The sequence below is a fragment of the Levilactobacillus cerevisiae genome (assembly GCF_003946245.1).
Classification (GTDB): Bacteria; Bacillota; Bacilli; order Lactobacillales; family Lactobacillaceae; genus Levilactobacillus; species Levilactobacillus cerevisiae.
In genome coordinates, this window is sequence record NZ_RHNN01000017.1 from 62,727 (window position 1) to 78,340 (window position 15,614).

A 15,614-nucleotide genomic window follows, 5' to 3' on the forward strand; every position below is an offset into this window, starting at 1 on the left:
TAGACTAAAGTTGCTTGTTCGCTTGGCGCTGTTGCTCCAACTGAACAATCTCAATGACTAATTGCCGTTGTTGTTCGGCGTCTCCGAGTCGCGAGGCCTCCGCCAGTTGATTTTTCTTCTGGCGCAGTTGTTCCTCGACCGGAGCCTCATCCATAATGATTGCTAAATAGTCATCAATCTCACGCGGGGTGACCGCCGCGTAAGTTGCCGTTTCTAAATCGATGACAATCTGCTGCAGTCGGTCTTCCTTTAGAAAGTCCGTGAACTGCGCAGTACGGTATGTTTGGTGCGTTTGAAAATAACCTTGGGCCAAGGTGTAGATCACTTGATAGTCGTCGTGCACGAAGCTGAAACCGTCGAGATTACTGACTTTGGCCCAGACATTTCTGTCGTGGAGCAAGCGAATCAATAACCCGCGTTCAGCCCGTTCAAGCCGGGTCAGTGGACGTTGTTGTTGATGGACGGTCACTGGTGGTTCCGGTGGCGCCTGCTGTTGTGTCTGTTGCCGCGGTCGTTCCCGTTCCTGCTGAGCCACCGTGCTGCGTTGCGTTTGTTTGAGTTGCGCCTGCAACGCCGCCTTGTCAATGTGAAATTCATTGGCAATTTGGGTCAAATACATGTCGAGCTCAACCGGTTCTTGAACTTGCGCCAACAGTGGCATAATCTGATTCACATAATCTAACTGCTCGCTGTCGGTATCCAAGGACTTATTCCGCCGCATGAAACGTAAATTAAACTGCAACGGCGGTTCCTTCGCGCTCACCAACATTTGGCGAAACGCCTCGTCACCATGTGCGCGTCGGTATTCATCGGGATCTTGTCCCTCTGGCAACTGGATCACACTCAGATTCAGGTGACTGTGCTGGCCCAACAACGTCAGTGCCCGGGAAATGGCCCGTTGACCGGGTTCATCCCCATCGTAACACACGTTAAGCTTGTCCGTGGTCCGCTCGATTGCATAAATCTGTTCGGTGGTCAGGCTGGTCCCCATGGATGCAATCCCATTATGCACACCGGCTTGGGTGGCAGAAATGACGTCCATGTACCCTTCAAACAGGGTGACCTCACCCGCCTCGCGAATCGCGGTGCGCGCCAAGTCAAAATTGAACAACAACCGGCTCTTGTTGAACAGCGGCGTTTCCGGACTGTTCAGATATTTCGGCTGGTCATCCGCCTTTTTCATCAGCCGCCCAGAGAAGGCCGCCACGTGACCACTCGCATTGCGCAAGGGAAACATGACCCGTTCGGTAAAACGGTCTCGCAGCTCACCCTCGGCATTTTCAATGAAGAGCCCCGACTGCCGCAAAAGTTGGTAGTCGCTTTGGCGTTCTTCAAAGAAGGGCTTGAGTAAGCGTTGACCCGGTGCGAAGCCGAGCTGGTACGTCTCAATGGTATCGTCCGTCAGTCCCCGATTGTGCAGGTAATCCAGCGCCGGTTGGCCGACCTCCGTGTTGACTAACACGTGGTGGTAAAGTTTGGCCGCTTGTTCCTGCAAATCGATCAGCTGACTAGTCTTGGAGTCCATCTTGGGACCGGCTGCATCTTGGCGATACTCGCTGGCCAAGTCCACGTGACTATAGTCGGCGACCTTGATAACGGCCTCGGGGAACGTGACGTGCTCCAGTTCCATCAGAAACTTGAAGACGTTGCCCCCACGACCACAACTGAAACAGTGAAAAATTTGCTTGTCTTCTGAAACAGAAAATGACGGCGTCCGTTCCTCATGAAACGGACAAAGCCCAAACAGGTTCTTCCCTGACTTCTTGAGTTGCACGTACTGGCCAACGACGTCCGCGATGTTCGTTGCGGTGCGGACGGTTTCAATCACGTCTTCGGGTATCTTTGCCACGCCATCACTCCCTTACCGTGAATTCCGTTGCACCCATTGCCTTGAAAAGTCGCACCCCGGCAATCCGACAAGTGCGACTTTTTAATTGGCCCTACGTGCGTAAAGATACACTATACATATTACTCCAATTACGCGTGGTGTCAACTGGAATGCTTCACTGTTGACGGTCCTCATTGCCACTGATTATGCCGGGACAATCGTTGGGCATACGTCCAAGTACTCAGTGCTAGGAACCCCACGCCAACCAGTAACACGATGATTCCCACGTCAGCCCCAAATAGGCCAGCCGCAAGGAAAAAGACGATACCGCTCACAAACCCCAGCCGAGCGCCTAACAGGTTGGTCTTGTGCCAGACGATGGGCGACGCGTACGTTTGCGGAAAACGAATGCCCACGTAATGATTGCGGTGAACGTAGGCCAGTGACAAGCTACCCACCGAGAAGACGACTCCCAGAACGGCCAAGCTCCCCGCCCGATCCTGGGGGCTAAAGGCGCCGGGTAATAATAGATATAATAGCCCATAAACACTGAAGGCCACGTTCAGGTCCAAGCGAATATGGTCAACCTCTTCAACGTTTTCCGCCGACTTAAAAATCAGGGGGCCATAATCCATGAGTAACGCTAGGACACTGAACACCATGACCACACCAAGTGCGGGTAAGCCACGTTTGACGTTCGCCAGTTGCCCCAACCACAAGAGACCCATCACACTTAGATTTAACCAGACAAATCCGTTCAACTCTCGACGACTAAATTTTGGTAATAACATATGCTCATCCCATTTTACGTTAGCCCAACTTCAGATGGGCCACTATTTTAGCCGCTTATCGGCGACTTCTCAAGTAAAACGACTCCACTAATTGCCACTCATGATACCCATTAAAGTGAGAGCCACACCAACACCCAATAACCAGCGTCCACCGACTAGATTCACGCTGGTATCCGGGTCCTCATACCGTCCCAACCAGTGAAACCGCAGCGGTTGGCCAGTTGGCAGGCTGACGGCAACCACACTCAGAATCACCCCCATCCGCTCCAAGGGCCCAACCATGCTCCGTATCTGGGGAAACAATAGGAAGAAGATTGCATAGATCAGGAAAACCAGGTGCAGGTCCCATTCCAACCGGGGAGCACGCTACCATTGCCACGTCATGGTGCCACCGATGGCAATGACCAAGGCCGTCAACAGCCACATGATGGTGGTCCACTGGTTGGCCTGCACCTGGAGAACCCAGATAAACGCGTAAAGACTGGCATTCAACACCCGGAAAATAAGCAGTCGCCGCCGACTGAAGTTTGGTAATAACATCTTGCCACCCCCCGTCTCACTAATTTGGCTTCAGTGTACAGCCTTTTCAGCCGCAGATACTCGCGAACTCACTGGTAACGGTCGCTACCGAACCAACGCAAGATAAAAAAGCGCCTACAACGGCCCAGCTAAAAGAGATTCAATCCATAAGATTAGTTAGAAATTGCCACCTGCGGCTGCCAGAGATTCCGGCTGCTATGGGGACCGCCTGCGGCCTGAGGGGCGGTCCTCCGGCTCGGTTTGAAGACTGACACAAAACGCCAGTCTCCAAACGCGTCCCACGCTGTAAGCTGGTTCCCAGCTAACACCGTCAACACAGCTGCCCCATCTCTGTCCTCCTCCGGTTAGGATTGTTCTTCGCAATGACATTGAGGTGACCATCGCTGGACAGGCAACGTTTACCTACCGTAATTGGCCGCTGTCTATGTAGGCACAAGTGGGCTGGCAGACCGTTTCTCAGGTTGCCGGCGTCCTTCCCCCAGCTTTCCAGCCTAAATTTGACGAACGGTAAGCCGGTAGGCCTAGTCAATCTTACTGATATTCCGGATTCTATCCTTGCCGTATAGAAGGTTATGCCTACGTTTACACGCAAAAAAAGGCGCCCGCCACCACAGAACTCGTGGTGAACAGACGCCTTCGTGATCACAATTTTTAGGGAACCTTATTTCACGATCAATTGATCCAAATCGCCCAACGTCAACGCCAACTTAGCCAAGTGACTCAGTTCCGTCAACCGGTTGTTCCGGACGGCATCGTTCTTGTCCATGACCATCGTGGCCTCAAAGTAAGCCGCAATGGTTGGTTGGATGGCAACCAGGCTGGCGAACAAGGCATCTAAGCCCTTGTCAGCGGCCGCTGCAACCTCCGCAACACCCTGGTCCAACGCCCCTTCACTGTCATTTTCGAACAGCTTGGCATCGACCGTGGCGTCAGCTAATTCAGCTGGGGCCTTTTGGGCTAAACGAATCACCCGGGTCAAGGATTCAATAACTGCCTTGAAGTTGTCGTCGGCAGCGTGGCTCGCCAAGATATCAGCGGCCGTGAAGATCTGTAGCACGTCACTGCTGGAACCAGCCGTCACGGCATCAATAATGTCATGCCGTTGCTTAGCAGAACGTAAAATCTTGCGGATCCGATCCTTGATGAAGGTCACCATCGCATCAATTTGACCAGCTTGGTCCAGCTTAGGCGCCACGTTAGCCGCATCTTCAGCCGTGATAAAATCAGTAGCCAATTCAGCAACTGGCAGGGACCACTTTTGATCGCGGGCAATCCGGACGATCCCGGTCGCCTGACGCCGCAAAGCGTAAGGGTCGTTGGAACCACTAGGAATCATCCCGGCAGCGAAGAACGTCAAAATACTATCGAACTTGTCAGCCAGCGCCAAGACGGCACCAGGAACGGATTCAGGCAGCGCACCGTCAGCGGAGATAGGTTCGTAGTGTTCCCGAACGGCCTGAGCAACGGCTGGATCTTCGCCTTGGAGTAAGGCGTACTTCTCACCCATGACGCCTTGGAGTTCAGCAAATTCGCCGACCATCCCGGTGACCAAGTCAAACTTGTAGATTTCGCTGGCACGTAAGGCCGCCTTAGTCTGCGCATCGTTCAAATCGAATTGCTTGGCTAAAACACCCACGATGGCTGTGACGCGAGCCATCTTTTCGGCCATGGTACTGATCTTGTCGTGGAAGCTAACAGACTTGAGCCGTTCAACGTAGTCAGCAATGGTCTTCTTCTGGTCTTCCGTGTAGAAGAACATGGCATCTTCCAACCGAGCCGTCAGAACTTTTTCGTTCCCGGCAACCACGTTTTGGAGGTCGTGGTCGTTCCCGTTACGAACGGAGATGAAGTTCGGCAAGAGCTTGCCACTTGCATCCCGCGCGTAGAAGAACCGTTGGTGGTCACGCATGGAGGTGATCAACACTTCTTCGGGGATGGTCAGGTATTTTTCATCAAAGCTGCCTTCAAAGGCGGTTGGCCATTCAACTAAGTTGTTGACCTCTTCCAATAAACCGGCGTCAATGTTAACCGTCCAGCTGTGGTCAGCAGCGATTTTTTCAATCTGTTGCTTGATCAAAGCCTTCCGCTTGTCGGCATCGGCAATCACAAATTGGGCAGTCAGGTCAGCTTCGTAGTCGGCTGCTGTGGCAATATCCACGTCGGTACCCAGGAAACGGTGACCGCGGGTATTGCGGCCCGTCGTCACGTTCAAGATACTAAATGGAATCACGTCAGCGTCTAACAAGGCTACCATCCAGCGAATTGGCCGGACGTATTCAAAGTGATGGGTGCCCCACTTCATCATGGTTGGGAAGGTCATGGCCGTGATAATGTCCTTCAAACCAGCCAAAACAGTTGCGACGGGTTCGCCGGCAATAAACTTGTCGACGTAGACGTATTCAGTACCCTTAATCTCTTTGAAGGTAATGTCGTCAGGCGTCAACCCTTGGCCCCGGGTAAAACCGATTGCGGCCTTGCTCCAGTTACCATCAGCGTCTTGTGCGATCTTCTTGGCTGGGCCTTTGACGGATTCGCTCACGTCTTCTTGCTTGTCGGCTAAGCCACTGATTAAAATGGCTAACCGCCGTGGTGTTGAAAACGGCTTGATGTCCGAGTAAGCCACGCGTTCTTCTTTTAAATAGTCAGCCGTGCGTTTGACCAGTTGCTTGATAGCTGGCGTCACCACGTGGGCTGGCATTTCTTCTAGTCCAATTTCAAGTAAAAATGTGTGTGCCATTATTTTTTGGCCTCCTCATCGTCTGCTAATAATTTTGCACGTAAGGCATCGTCCTTGATCAGCGGGAACCCACGCTTCTTCCGTTCAGCGACGAAGGCCCGGGCGACGGCACGCGCCATGTTCCGGATGCGTGACAGGTAACCGGCTCGTTCAGTAACGGAAACGGCACCGCGAGCATCTAACAGGTTGAAGGTGTGACTACATTTCAGAATGTAATCGTAGGCGGGGTGAACTAAGCCGTTAGCGATTTGCTTCTTGGCTTCGTCCTCATACTCGTCAAAATGCCGGAGCAACATGTCCTGGTTGCTTTCTTCAAAGCTGTACTTGGAGTGTTCGTATTCGGGTTCCTTGAAGATGTCGCCGTATTTAACACCGTCGGCCCATTCCAGGTCGAAGACGGAATTGACGTCTTGTACGTAGGAAGCCAGTCGTTCCAACCCATAGGTCACTTCAGACGTGACGGGATCAACTTCCATCCCCCCAACGACTTGGAAGTAAGTGAACTGGGTGATTTCCATCCCGTCCAACCAAACTTCCCAACCAACACCGGCACAACCCATGGATGGGTTCTCCCAGTTATCTTCAACGAACCGAATATCATGTTCGAGCGGGTTGATGCCGAGTTCCTTCAAACTGTTCAGGTAAAGTTCCTGAATGTTGTCGGGTGAAGGCTTCATGATCACTTGGAATTGGTGGTGTTGGTACAACCGGTTCGGGTTCTCCCCGTAACGACCATCGGCTGGTCGGCGAGAAGGTTCAACGTAAGCGGCGTTCCAGGGTTCTGGTCCGATCGCCCGTAAGAAGGTGTAAGGGCTCATCGTCCCGGCCCCTTTTTCCGTATCGTAAGCTTGCATCAGCATGCAGCCCTGCGCGGACCAGTACTGTTGTAACTTTAAAATGATTGCTTGCATGGACAGTTTTTCTGTCATGGGTGCTGTTTCCTCCTTGTATGGTTGTTAGTGGGCTTATGCACCAACTAATCGACCGATTAAACAAATAAGCGCGCAAAAAAATCCCTACGAGAATTCACCGAGGCAAATTCACGTAGGGACGAAGTTTTAATTTCGCGGTTCCACCCTACTTCTAGTCACAAATGGGCTAGCAGCTTACTTGGAAACGACTCCGAATGTGCCAACTCACAACACCCATTACCCGGCTCACACTCTTCCGGACTCGCTGTTAATGGCCACTGCGTTTTTCATTCATCATAATCGACTTATTTAACTGTGTTTTATGATAGTCGTCTGGGGTGGGGTTGTCAACTGAGTTTTAGACTCAGGCACCCATCCTCCCGCTACTCTAAACCAATCAAGTAGCTAGAATCCCCATCTAATCACGATGACAAAGACTTTTGACAGACAGCAGCACCGTTTTATGGCATGATAGAGATAGTTAAAGGGAGGAACAGTTCTCATGAAACCATTGAAGCTACAAGCCACATTAATTGCTTATCGCAAGCAACAGCACTGGACACAAACGGATCTCGCCGAGAAAATTTTTCTGTCACGCCAAACCATTTCCAACTGGTAAAATGGCAAAACGTATCCCGACATTCAAAGCCTGATTGTTCTCGCTAACCTCTACCACGTCACGGTAGACAATCTCGTCGGGGATGACCTGAATACGGTACACACGCAGGCAAATAAGCATCACCTAAAAAGCTTACTGGCGATGTCCTTTACTTGTCTATTCCTGGTTTATGGTCTATTTGTCGGGTTACGCTGGCTTCCCATGATTCCAACCGCAATGGCAATTGCTGCAATCACGACCGTTGGCCTGCTTTCAACCGGTTACTTAATCTACCTTAGTCAACACCTGCAGCTCAAAACATTTCGCCAAATTAATGCCTATCTTAAACACTTGCCAGCTCCTGAAGAAACGCCCACACGAAAACACCAGGCTTGGATTCTGACGCTGAGTGCACTTGTGGGGCTCCTCATAGGCGGCGGACTAACCTGGCTGATTGCAACTAGCATCTTGCATTGGTCATTCTAAGTTCAAACGGACAATTAATCTGTAAATCCAACCTAAACAACAGGATGCGCGCATCACGTTTGCCCAATACTGTGTGGAAGTTCTACAGCAATGCCAAACCTATCGATCCTGACGCTTTGAAAATTTCAAACCATTTAAATACGCTATTTAAGTTATCTAACACTATGTTAGAAAGTGTTCTTAAGTTTCACCGAACTTCCTTGTAGACTATGGTTATTCACTTAAGTAAAGGAAGTCCTCATCATGACAGCCCAAATTAAAATTCACGTTCTTCACACCGGCTTGGTTAAGGTTGACGCCGGCTTACCCGCCCACGAAAAATTCCGGAACCCACTTGCCTTCACCGGTCTATTCCGCTCTCATATCAATCAAGTCACACTCCCTGTTTCTAGCTACCTTATTGAGCACCCCCAAGGACTGATTCTCATTGATACGGGTTGGAACGAACGTGTTCGCACCAGTCAATGGCAAGAATTGGGTCTGCAGATGCAAATCAACAAAGCCTACCTTCCCGCGGGCTGGTCGATTCGTGAGCAACTCAACCAGCTTGGCTTCCAGCCACAAGACATCGACTACCTAGTTTTAAGTCACTTGCATAGCGATCACGCCAGCGGGCTCCCCTTGGTCAAGGATGCTCAGAAAATTTTGGTTAGTCAACCGGAGTGGACGGCCGCCCAACATGACCCACTCCGCTACATTCCTAAAATGTGGCGCGGTGTCGACCTTCAAACTTTTCAATTTTCTCCGAGCCAGCTTGGGCCTTACCACCAGTCCTTTGATTTATTCCAGGACGGTTCCGTGCAATTCATTTACACACCTGGCCACAGTCGTGGATTAGCCGCAACTCTCATTCGTGGTGGTGCCGGTCAAGAAGTTCTCTTAGCCAGTGACACGGCCTACGCCCAGGAATCCATCGACCACCTTTATACGCCAGGGATCGTCATCAATCGCCCTCAAGCCATCCAATCTGTTGCTTGGGTTCAGCAGAAGTCACAAGAACCGCAAGTGATTGAAACGTTGACCAATCATGATCCACGCATTCAACCGCATACGATTACGTTGGCTTAGTAACCACAGCCAATACGGCGTTGAAGGCTTGATTCATGAACAAACTAATTTGGTCATCTAATCCATGGAAGATTGCGTAACGAATGTACGTCATGGCTGTCGACGCGTAAATTTCTTGCAAGTAAGGCACTGGCACATTTAGATTCTTAGCGTGCTTTAAGTATTGCGGTAACGCTGCTTGCAGGATCTCTTGGAACTTATCTTCTAAATCAACCTCATCAACATGAATCACCAGTAACACTTTCAACCGCTCTTGATCTGGAAGAAGTTCTGTAACCAATTGCGTTAGCGAATCCCCTTGCTTAAAATCCTCCTCACGAGTGGCCATCAGCGCTTGAAACTTATCCGTGTAGATTGTCACCTGCTTTTCTAACCAGTCATATTTGTCCAGGTAATATTGGTAGAACGTCGAACGACCAATCTGTGCAGTTTGACAAATGGCAGCCACAGATAATCGTTCAAATGAAGTTGTGGTTAATAAATCATAACCGGTTTCATCAATTAGATTTAAGGTCTTGGTAACGCGTCGATCCAGTTTTGGCATGGTAGTCCTCCTTCACGTAAGTCTATCATAACCATAATTCTTCAAAATTAAACACTAAAATGATCCTGGCCACAATCAACAGCACATACTGAAGATTGTGACCAGGACCATTTTTTTAAATTTCACGGAAGAACTTCTTAAACCCAAATAGCTTATCAATCCGAGCCTCGTACTCTGCTGGAATTTCCAGGTCAACTGCCTTCAAATTATTCTTGAGCTGTTCCGGCTTGCTGGCCCCAATGATGAGACTGGAGATCCGCGAATCACGCTTGTCCCACGCCAAGGCAAAGGTTGCCAGGTCCGTGTCCAACTCCGCGGCCATTTTGGTTAAGGCATCAATTTTCTCAAAGTTTTCTGGCACCAGTTGTGCTTGTAGGTCTGGTTGGAACGTACCCCGGGACCCGGCTGGTGCTGGCTGTCCCTGGCGATACTTACCAGTCAACAGGCCTTGTGCCAGCGGTGAAAACGGCACGATGCCCAAGCCCATTTCGCCACACAAATCAATCAGTTCGTGTTCGATGTAGCGATCAAACATGTTGTACTCGGGTTGCACGACCGTAATTGGGTGGAGTCCCCGTTCCTGGATAATCAGTTCTGCCTTGAGAATTTGCACGGGCGTCCATTCACTGACCCCGTAGTACAGAATTTTTCCTTGGTCGACCAGCCCACTCAACGTCGTCAACGTTTCCGCTAACGGCGTCTGCGGATCGAACCGGTGGCAGAAATACAGGTCCAAATAATCCGTCTGTAGGTTGCGCAGTGACTGGTCAATGGATTCGGTGATGTGCTTTCGCGACAGGCCCCGGTCATTGACGCCGGTATCTGAAGGGAAAAACACCTTACTCGAGACCACCAGCTCTTTGCGCGGAAATTGTTGGAGTGCCTTACCCAAGAAACGTTCGGCGGCCCCCCGACTGTAGACGTCCGCACAGTCGAAGTAGTTAATACCACTTTCATAAGCCAACTGAATACTCTGGTTTGCCAGGTCCTGCTTAGCGGTGTCACTGACGTCCGTCAGCCAACTCCCCAGTGCCAGTTCACTCACTCGTAGGCCCGATTGCCCTAATTGTCGATATTTCATATGTACGCGCTCCCATTCATTGTAAATTAATAAGAATTTAATTAGAAAATGATATGAGATTAGTGTACCACGACTGCCGCCCTGGACCAATTATTCCCGCAGACGACCGTTTTCTCCGTCGATTGACACCCGATTGCCCATTTAGGCCAGGCCCCGCCGGTTTTCCAAGTAACCCAGGATAATTACGGGTAACGTCACGGCCATCACCGGATATAGCCAGACCCATGGCAAGTAGGTCGTGATGACCCCGGCAAGCATGGGCCCCAGTGTCATCCCCAAATCAATACCGATGTAGAACGTGCTGTTGGCCAATCCCCGGTCGGCTTTCGGCACCAGCGTCAAAGACTTGGCCTGACAAATGGAGAACATCAAGCCGTACCCGGCCGCCAGGCCCACCGCACCGACAATCAACATGGCCCAATTGTCCATATCCGTCAGACCAATGATGCCAATGAGATTGCAGCCAAGGCAGATCCAGAAGAATTTTTTAAACGGCACCCGATCAAAGGCATCCCGCAGAATTAACCGCATGGCTAGCAACACCAGTGCATAGACCGGGAAAAAGGCCCCCGCCGGAATCGCAAATCCACGATGAAAGACGTAGCTCACGATGTAAGTCTGAGTCGCAAAGTATGGCAATGAAAACAACAGCAAAATTGCGGCGACTGGAACGACTTTCGGTTGGACCAGCCGCATTTTTTCATGCTTGCCCTTATTCTGCTGATAGTCGGGATGAGGGACACTTTTATCCCCCACAAATTGAATCGTCATCAATAAAAGAATAATAAACGCCGTTGCCACCCAGAAAACACTGCGGTAGCCAAACCGGTGATACAGAAAAACACTCACGGCGGGTCCAATCGCCATGCCTAAAGCGTTCGCAATGCCATAGATTCCCATCCCAGCACCGATCCGATCGGCCGGTAATAAGCTCGCCATCCAGGTTGCCATGCAAACCGAGCACAGCGTGTACCCAATACCGTTCACGACCCGCCACAGCATGATCAGTGGCACCGCCGTGGACACCCCGTACCCAATACAGGCAACCAGAATAAAACCAGCCCCAATTGAACTTAAACAATACTTAGAAAAACGGTCGGTTAGATTACCCGCTAATGGCCGGAGAATGAGCGATGTCAGGTTCATCATCCCGGCGACGATTCCTGCCAGCACGCTGTTGGCGCCAACGTTACTGGAAAATCCCGCAATAATGGGATTGACCAACATGGGACTCATCAAGAAGAAAAAGCTGGCCGCCAACACTAATTTAACGTCTTTTGTATACAAACGGGTCTTCACACGCCGTCAGTTCCTTTCCAAATTATCATTGATGCGGTCGAGCAGGGTGAACATTTGCTGCTGCTCATCTGCCGAGAAGCCCGTGAACAGGGTCGCACTCACCTGTAGAATATGCTGATTTAACTGCTCCAACTTATCCTGACCAGTGCGCGTTACCGCAACGAGTTTCGACCGATTATCGGCTGGATTAGGCCTTAGGACCAAGAGTTCACGGTCAACCAACCGTTTCACAATCAGTCGTTCGGTCTGATGCGTCACCTGTTGCTGCACCTTAAAATCCGTGATTGTACTGTTGGGATGATCCGTAAAGAACCGCAGGGCATCAGCTTGGACGCTGGTTAATTCTAAATTCCGGACGAATTGATTCCGCCTGTTTCTAATTTTGCGACCTAGAAGAACGAGCTTCCAGGACACGACTTGGTCGCTGTTCATGTGACTCACCTCTTAAAATAAGTATACAGCTAGCTGTGTACTTTTGAAAGGTTGTCTCTCGTTTTCTAAAGACTTACTAACTTTGAATCGGCTTGAAAAAGCACTGGTAGTCAATAGTACAACGACTATTACCCTCTTACGGTGACGTGAAACTCGTTGACAATTTTTTTCGCAACAACTATCAGCACAAAAATAACCCTGCGACTAGCAGAGTCATGGCACTCAGCACTATTATTTTTCATGAGGCCAGCACCGAACCATCATGCGTTAAATCTAACATCACGGAGTATTTCACAAATTGATTAGGTCGCTCCGGTACCAAAAAGCTAAATCGTGCCGGCTGCAAGCGGTACCGATAACTGTTGGGGATGACCGAGAAACGTAAAGTCACATCCTTGTTTGTAGACCGATGCAACTCCTTTTCCGTGTAATACCGACCGTTTGGATGTTGCATCCCCCGGGACTGATTACTGATGCCATAGGGGATGTTTAACCACATATCTTCAATCAAATTCAAATTTTTGGCGTGAAAACCATAGTTGGCCAGCTGTAAATTCCCAAGAAGTAAGTGGATTGTCACTTCCTTGCCATCCGCCACAGTTCGCTGACTGGCCGTCAGTACCTTGAATGGCGCCTTTTGACTGCCGCCCCAGCGCCATGGATAAACGCGTTGTTCCACGACTGGTTTTAGTATCACGTGACGGTTTACGTGGTGAAATTGCCACGCGCCGCCCAAGGTTGTTCCTATCACGAGCAAGAGCATCCAAATAACATGCTTCCGTGGTCGTTTCATTTAATCGTCCCCGCTTCAACCCGTATCCGCTGATCCGCAATTGCGGTCACAAAGGCCTCATCGTGAGACGCAATCACCAGAGTACTACCATCAGTTCGGAGCTGTCGGAGGTAAGTAATCAGCTTTTCAATGCTCGCCGCATCCAGTGCATTCGTGGGTTCATCCAAAACAATGAGCTCACTGCCACCTAAAACGGCCTGAGCAATCCCCAACTTCTGCTTCATTCCCAGTGAGAAGTTACGGACCTTGGCAGAACGCGTCGTTGGTAGGTCAAATTCCCGCAACAGGTCTAGAATTGCTTGATTGGTGACGTCAGGCAGCAGATCAGCAATTAATTCTAGATTCGTCACGGCCGAAAATTCCGGTAACACGCTGGGACTTTCAATCATGATGCCTGCCGAGACTGGATACGCGCGCCCCACCTTGAGCGGAACACCTTTGATGGTAATCTCGCCTTGCGTCTTCATTAGGCCCAACATGCTCTTTAGAATGAGGGTCTTGCCGGAACCATTAATTCCCATTAACGCTGCAATCGTGCCAACTTCAATCTGGAACGAGACGTCCCGTAAAACTTGTTGGCGGCCAAACTGTTTACGCACATTTGTCAGTCGAATCAGTTCCACGTTCTACTCCCCCTAACTATCACGCCAATCAATCAGCCAACATAATCCGATGACAGCCACTCCCCATCCAAGAAGCACCGCTCCCGCTGCCGGCCACGCATGTCCAAATGGTGCCAAATGAACGTACTTGAAGAATGGCGACAGCGGTTGCCGGAGGATATCTAAACTAGCAACCGTCGGTAACCAAATTCCCAGCACGGCCCAAACTTTCTTCCGCGTCACCCAGTACACCACCAAACTGAGGGTCACGAAGAATCCCTGATGGCCTCCCAGCTGTAAACAGCCCCACAGTATTATCTTAACAGCCGCCCATTGACCGAGAAGGTAACCCCGTACCAGCAAGCTTCCGGTCCATAGTCCCCACAGACTCCCTTGCAGCATCACATTTTGACTTACTAGTTGCCAAAACCAAACCCGTTTTCGACCGAATCGCCCATAATCGATGAGTCGATAATCAAATAGGCTGAGCCCCGCAACTAAACAGAGAGGCAGATAAATCAGACCAAAAACTTGATTGTTAAACAAAGACGCATAAATCTCAAGGGCTGATAAGCCTGGCTGAAACGTTGCCCGAAGAAGCGCCGCCACGAAGAGACCCATCAGCAAAAGAATCAGCGTACTCCCACGCCAGTGCAAGCGCAGTTGATGCCACTGTTGCTGCAAAAGATTACGCATCGACGTACCGCCGATAACCAAGTGTGATTACTCCGAGGGTAACCATAAACAGGGCCATCGTGAGCACCACCGTTGTCCCCCCATTCACACTGGCGTTGGCCGACTCCTTCAGCAAGTTAGCGGGCACCAAACTACTGGAGAACCAATGAAAGTAATCGATCACCAGTGCCCCAATTTGGCTGAGTGCAAGCGCGCTAAACGTCACGAATGGTTTCGTCGTAAAAAAGCTTACTCCCATGACCAAACACGACAACAACGCTCCCCAGATAAAGACCAACCCAATCGATATCCCTGCATGCCAGAACGGATGCGCGTAGTACAGCGCGACGTTAATTGTATTATCTCGAATCACCAAAATATTACTGTTAAGCAAATTATCCGGCTGTAAATTTGGCAGTACCAGCAGATAGGCCATCAGATTCACCAACAATGGCCCGCTAACCACCAGTCCGCCTAAAAGAAATGACCAGCCAAAATATCCCTTAAAAATGGCCGCCACCGGTCGCTTCATGCGTAACTGTTGGAGAAAGCCATTGTTCAGGTCCCGTTGCAGTAGACTGCCCACCGGTAAGACCGCCAGTAATGGCAGCGCTAAGTAATACGTCACAGCCAGCGAACTGAAATTATCAATGCCAATCCACTCCGTGTAGGGCGACGAAAAAAACAGATTTCGGCCACCTAAATACGATTCCTTCAAAAAGAATTGTCCCATCGCCAGCCCTAAGGCCATGCCAAACGTTAGCAAGAGCCATCGCCGATTCAAGCGTCGCCAAATAATCCCCATAATTTCCCCCAGTACCGCCAAATTTTGTCGTATACGCCCCTTAAAAAATTGTATCTTCAGAATAGCATGCCGCGAATCAATCGCCTACCTTAATCGTCTCTATCCCCCAAGCAAATGGTCCCCGCATTAGTTTTCCAAACGAAGGATTTTACCGCCAATCATTCCGGTATGCCAAATAGTTTTGTGGTAGACTTAATCTTAAATCTACTTGGAGGTGACCTCGTTTGGACATTTGGGAACAGCTTTACCAGGCGGCTAAACCGCTCTATCACCCCGAAGCCGTCAATGAATTTATCTATGCGCACAACGTGGTCTGTGCGCTACAAAGCAAGTCTGGTCAAATTTTAGGTTCTATGTCAACTGTTGTTGGTAATTCCATTTATAAAATTGTCTAATCCTTTGAGATTAGGCAATTTTTTTTGAG

Annotated in this window: 18 protein-coding genes; 4 read left to right on the top strand and 14 right to left on the bottom strand. The window is 50.1% G+C overall.

The window, feature by feature from the left end; all coding sequences use genetic code 11:
- Positions 1 to 4 precede the first annotated feature (4 nt).
- The 6 genes from dnaG to glyQ all read right to left on the bottom strand — a co-directional run bounded on the left by dnaG (position 5) and on the right by glyQ (position 6,825).
- A complete protein-coding gene (gene dnaG / locus EKM99_RS09495; RefSeq protein ID WP_125583178.1) occupies positions 5 to 1,849 on the bottom strand; it encodes a DNA primase in 1,845 nt (614 codons plus the stop codon).
- Between the two features lie 170 nt (positions 1,850 to 2,019).
- On the bottom strand, positions 2,020 to 2,619 hold the full coding sequence (locus tag EKM99_RS09500) for an SdpI family protein (protein WP_125583179.1): 600 nt from the start codon (positions 2,617 to 2,619) through the stop codon (positions 2,020 to 2,022).
- An 87-nt stretch (positions 2,620 to 2,706) separates the two neighbouring features.
- The gene (locus EKM99_RS09505) at positions 2,707 to 2,973 is read right to left on the bottom strand and encodes a hypothetical protein (protein WP_125583180.1); all 267 of its coding nucleotides are present in this window, start codon (positions 2,971 to 2,973) and stop codon (positions 2,707 to 2,709) included.
- 12 nt (positions 2,974 to 2,985) lie between these two features.
- Positions 2,986 to 3,159: a hypothetical protein gene (locus EKM99_RS15815; RefSeq protein WP_164511574.1), complete on the bottom strand. Its 174-nt coding sequence runs from the start codon at positions 3,157 to 3,159 to the stop codon at positions 2,986 to 2,988.
- 661 nt (positions 3,160 to 3,820) lie between these two features.
- Entirely contained in the window at positions 3,821 to 5,896 is a 2,076-nt protein-coding gene (glyS, locus tag EKM99_RS09510) for a glycine--tRNA ligase subunit beta (RefSeq protein ID WP_125583181.1), read from the bottom strand.
- The gene (glyQ, locus tag EKM99_RS09515) at positions 5,896 to 6,825 is read right to left on the bottom strand and encodes a glycine--tRNA ligase subunit alpha (protein WP_125583182.1); all 930 of its coding nucleotides are present in this window, start codon (positions 6,823 to 6,825) and stop codon (positions 5,896 to 5,898) included. The genes glyS and glyQ overlap by 1 nt, the downstream gene beginning before the upstream one ends.
- Positions 6,826 to 7,309: 484 nt before the next feature.
- On the opposite strand from glyQ, the gene EKM99_RS09520 reads away from it, so the two are divergent.
- From EKM99_RS09520 to EKM99_RS09530, 3 genes are all read left to right on the top strand, one after another.
- Positions 7,310 to 7,426 carry a helix-turn-helix transcriptional regulator gene (locus EKM99_RS09520; RefSeq protein WP_125583183.1) on the top strand — a complete coding sequence of 39 codons (117 nt, stop codon included), beginning with the start codon at positions 7,310 to 7,312 and terminating at the stop codon, positions 7,424 to 7,426.
- 216 nt (positions 7,427 to 7,642) lie between these two features.
- Positions 7,643 to 7,891 (top strand): hypothetical protein, encoded by a 249-nt coding sequence (locus EKM99_RS09525; protein WP_125583184.1) that lies wholly within the window; start codon positions 7,643 to 7,645, stop codon positions 7,889 to 7,891.
- Positions 7,892 to 8,134: 243 nt separating this feature from the next.
- Positions 8,135 to 8,959 carry an N-acyl homoserine lactonase family protein gene (locus tag EKM99_RS09530; protein WP_125583185.1) on the top strand — a complete coding sequence of 275 codons (825 nt, stop codon included), beginning with the start codon at positions 8,135 to 8,137 and terminating at the stop codon, positions 8,957 to 8,959.
- Here EKM99_RS09530 and EKM99_RS09535 read toward each other — a convergent pair.
- The 8 genes from EKM99_RS09535 to EKM99_RS09570 all read right to left on the bottom strand — a co-directional run bounded on the left by EKM99_RS09535 (position 8,946) and on the right by EKM99_RS09570 (position 15,190).
- Positions 8,946 to 9,503: a TetR/AcrR family transcriptional regulator gene (locus tag EKM99_RS09535; protein WP_125583186.1), complete on the bottom strand. Its 558-nt coding sequence runs from the start codon at positions 9,501 to 9,503 to the stop codon at positions 8,946 to 8,948. The two genes, EKM99_RS09530 and EKM99_RS09535, sit on opposite strands and share 14 nt — an antisense overlap.
- Before the next feature lie 115 nt (positions 9,504 to 9,618).
- Positions 9,619 to 10,584 carry an aldo/keto reductase family protein gene (locus tag EKM99_RS09540; protein WP_125583187.1) on the bottom strand — a complete coding sequence of 322 codons (966 nt, stop codon included), beginning with the start codon at positions 10,582 to 10,584 and terminating at the stop codon, positions 9,619 to 9,621.
- Between the two features lie 141 nt (positions 10,585 to 10,725).
- Positions 10,726 to 11,883: an MFS transporter gene (locus EKM99_RS09545; protein ID WP_125583188.1), complete on the bottom strand. Its 1,158-nt coding sequence runs from the start codon at positions 11,881 to 11,883 to the stop codon at positions 10,726 to 10,728.
- A gap of 6 nt (positions 11,884 to 11,889) precedes the next feature.
- Complete coding sequence (locus EKM99_RS09550; protein WP_125583189.1) at positions 11,890 to 12,315, bottom strand: MarR family winged helix-turn-helix transcriptional regulator; 426 nt, start codon at positions 12,313 to 12,315, stop codon at positions 11,890 to 11,892.
- 238 nt (positions 12,316 to 12,553) lie between these two features.
- On the bottom strand, positions 12,554 to 13,108 hold the full coding sequence (locus EKM99_RS09555) for a hypothetical protein (RefSeq protein ID WP_125583190.1): 555 nt from the start codon (positions 13,106 to 13,108) through the stop codon (positions 12,554 to 12,556).
- Positions 13,105 to 13,731 carry an ATP-binding cassette domain-containing protein gene (locus EKM99_RS09560; protein WP_225419830.1) on the bottom strand — a complete coding sequence of 209 codons (627 nt, stop codon included), beginning with the start codon at positions 13,729 to 13,731 and terminating at the stop codon, positions 13,105 to 13,107. Before EKM99_RS09560 ends, EKM99_RS09555 begins: the two co-directional genes overlap by 4 nt.
- Before the next feature lie 12 nt (positions 13,732 to 13,743).
- On the bottom strand, positions 13,744 to 14,406 hold the full coding sequence (locus tag EKM99_RS09565; RefSeq protein ID WP_125583191.1) for a hypothetical protein: 663 nt from the start codon (positions 14,404 to 14,406) through the stop codon (positions 13,744 to 13,746).
- The gene (locus EKM99_RS09570; protein WP_125583192.1) at positions 14,399 to 15,190 is read right to left on the bottom strand and encodes a hypothetical protein; all 792 of its coding nucleotides are present in this window, start codon (positions 15,188 to 15,190) and stop codon (positions 14,399 to 14,401) included. Before EKM99_RS09570 ends, EKM99_RS09565 begins: the two co-directional genes overlap by 8 nt.
- A gap of 224 nt (positions 15,191 to 15,414) precedes the next feature.
- On the opposite strand from EKM99_RS09570, the gene EKM99_RS15820 reads away from it, so the two are divergent.
- Complete coding sequence (locus EKM99_RS15820) at positions 15,415 to 15,585, top strand: hypothetical protein (protein ID WP_164511576.1); 171 nt, start codon at positions 15,415 to 15,417, stop codon at positions 15,583 to 15,585.
- The last annotated feature ends 29 nt before the right edge of the window (positions 15,586 to 15,614 follow it).

Bases quoted from the DNA above. Each gene is read 5' to 3' on its own strand.
- EKM99_RS09500 (WP_125583179.1), bottom strand. From the start codon at position 2,619: ATGTTATTACCAAAATTTAGTCGTCGAGAGTTGAACGGATTTGTCTGG.
- EKM99_RS15815 (WP_164511574.1), bottom strand. From the start codon at position 3,159: ATGTTATTACCAAACTTCAGTCGGCGGCGACTGCTTATTTTCCGGGTG.
- glyS (WP_125583181.1), bottom strand. From the start codon at position 5,896: ATGGCACACACATTTTTACTTGAAATTGGACTAGAAGAAATGCCAGCC.
- glyQ (WP_125583182.1), bottom strand. From the start codon at position 6,825: ATGACAGAAAAACTGTCCATGCAAGCAATCATTTTAAAGTTACAACAG.
- EKM99_RS09520 (WP_125583183.1), top strand. From the start codon at position 7,310: ATGAAACCATTGAAGCTACAAGCCACATTAATTGCTTATCGCAAGCAA.
- EKM99_RS09525 (WP_125583184.1), top strand. From the start codon at position 7,643: ATGGCAATTGCTGCAATCACGACCGTTGGCCTGCTTTCAACCGGTTAC.
- EKM99_RS09530 (WP_125583185.1), top strand. From the start codon at position 8,135: ATGACAGCCCAAATTAAAATTCACGTTCTTCACACCGGCTTGGTTAAG.
- EKM99_RS09535 (WP_125583186.1), bottom strand. From the start codon at position 9,503: ATGCCAAAACTGGATCGACGCGTTACCAAGACCTTAAATCTAATTGAT.
- EKM99_RS09540 (WP_125583187.1), bottom strand. From the start codon at position 10,584: ATGAAATATCGACAATTAGGGCAATCGGGCCTACGAGTGAGTGAACTG.
- EKM99_RS09550 (WP_125583189.1), bottom strand. From the start codon at position 12,315: ATGAACAGCGACCAAGTCGTGTCCTGGAAGCTCGTTCTTCTAGGTCGC.
- EKM99_RS09555 (WP_125583190.1), bottom strand. From the start codon at position 13,108: ATGAAACGACCACGGAAGCATGTTATTTGGATGCTCTTGCTCGTGATA.
- EKM99_RS09565 (WP_125583191.1), bottom strand. From the start codon at position 14,406: ATGCGTAATCTTTTGCAGCAACAGTGGCATCAACTGCGCTTGCACTGG.
- EKM99_RS09570 (WP_125583192.1), bottom strand. From the start codon at position 15,190: ATGGGGATTATTTGGCGACGCTTGAATCGGCGATGGCTCTTGCTAACG.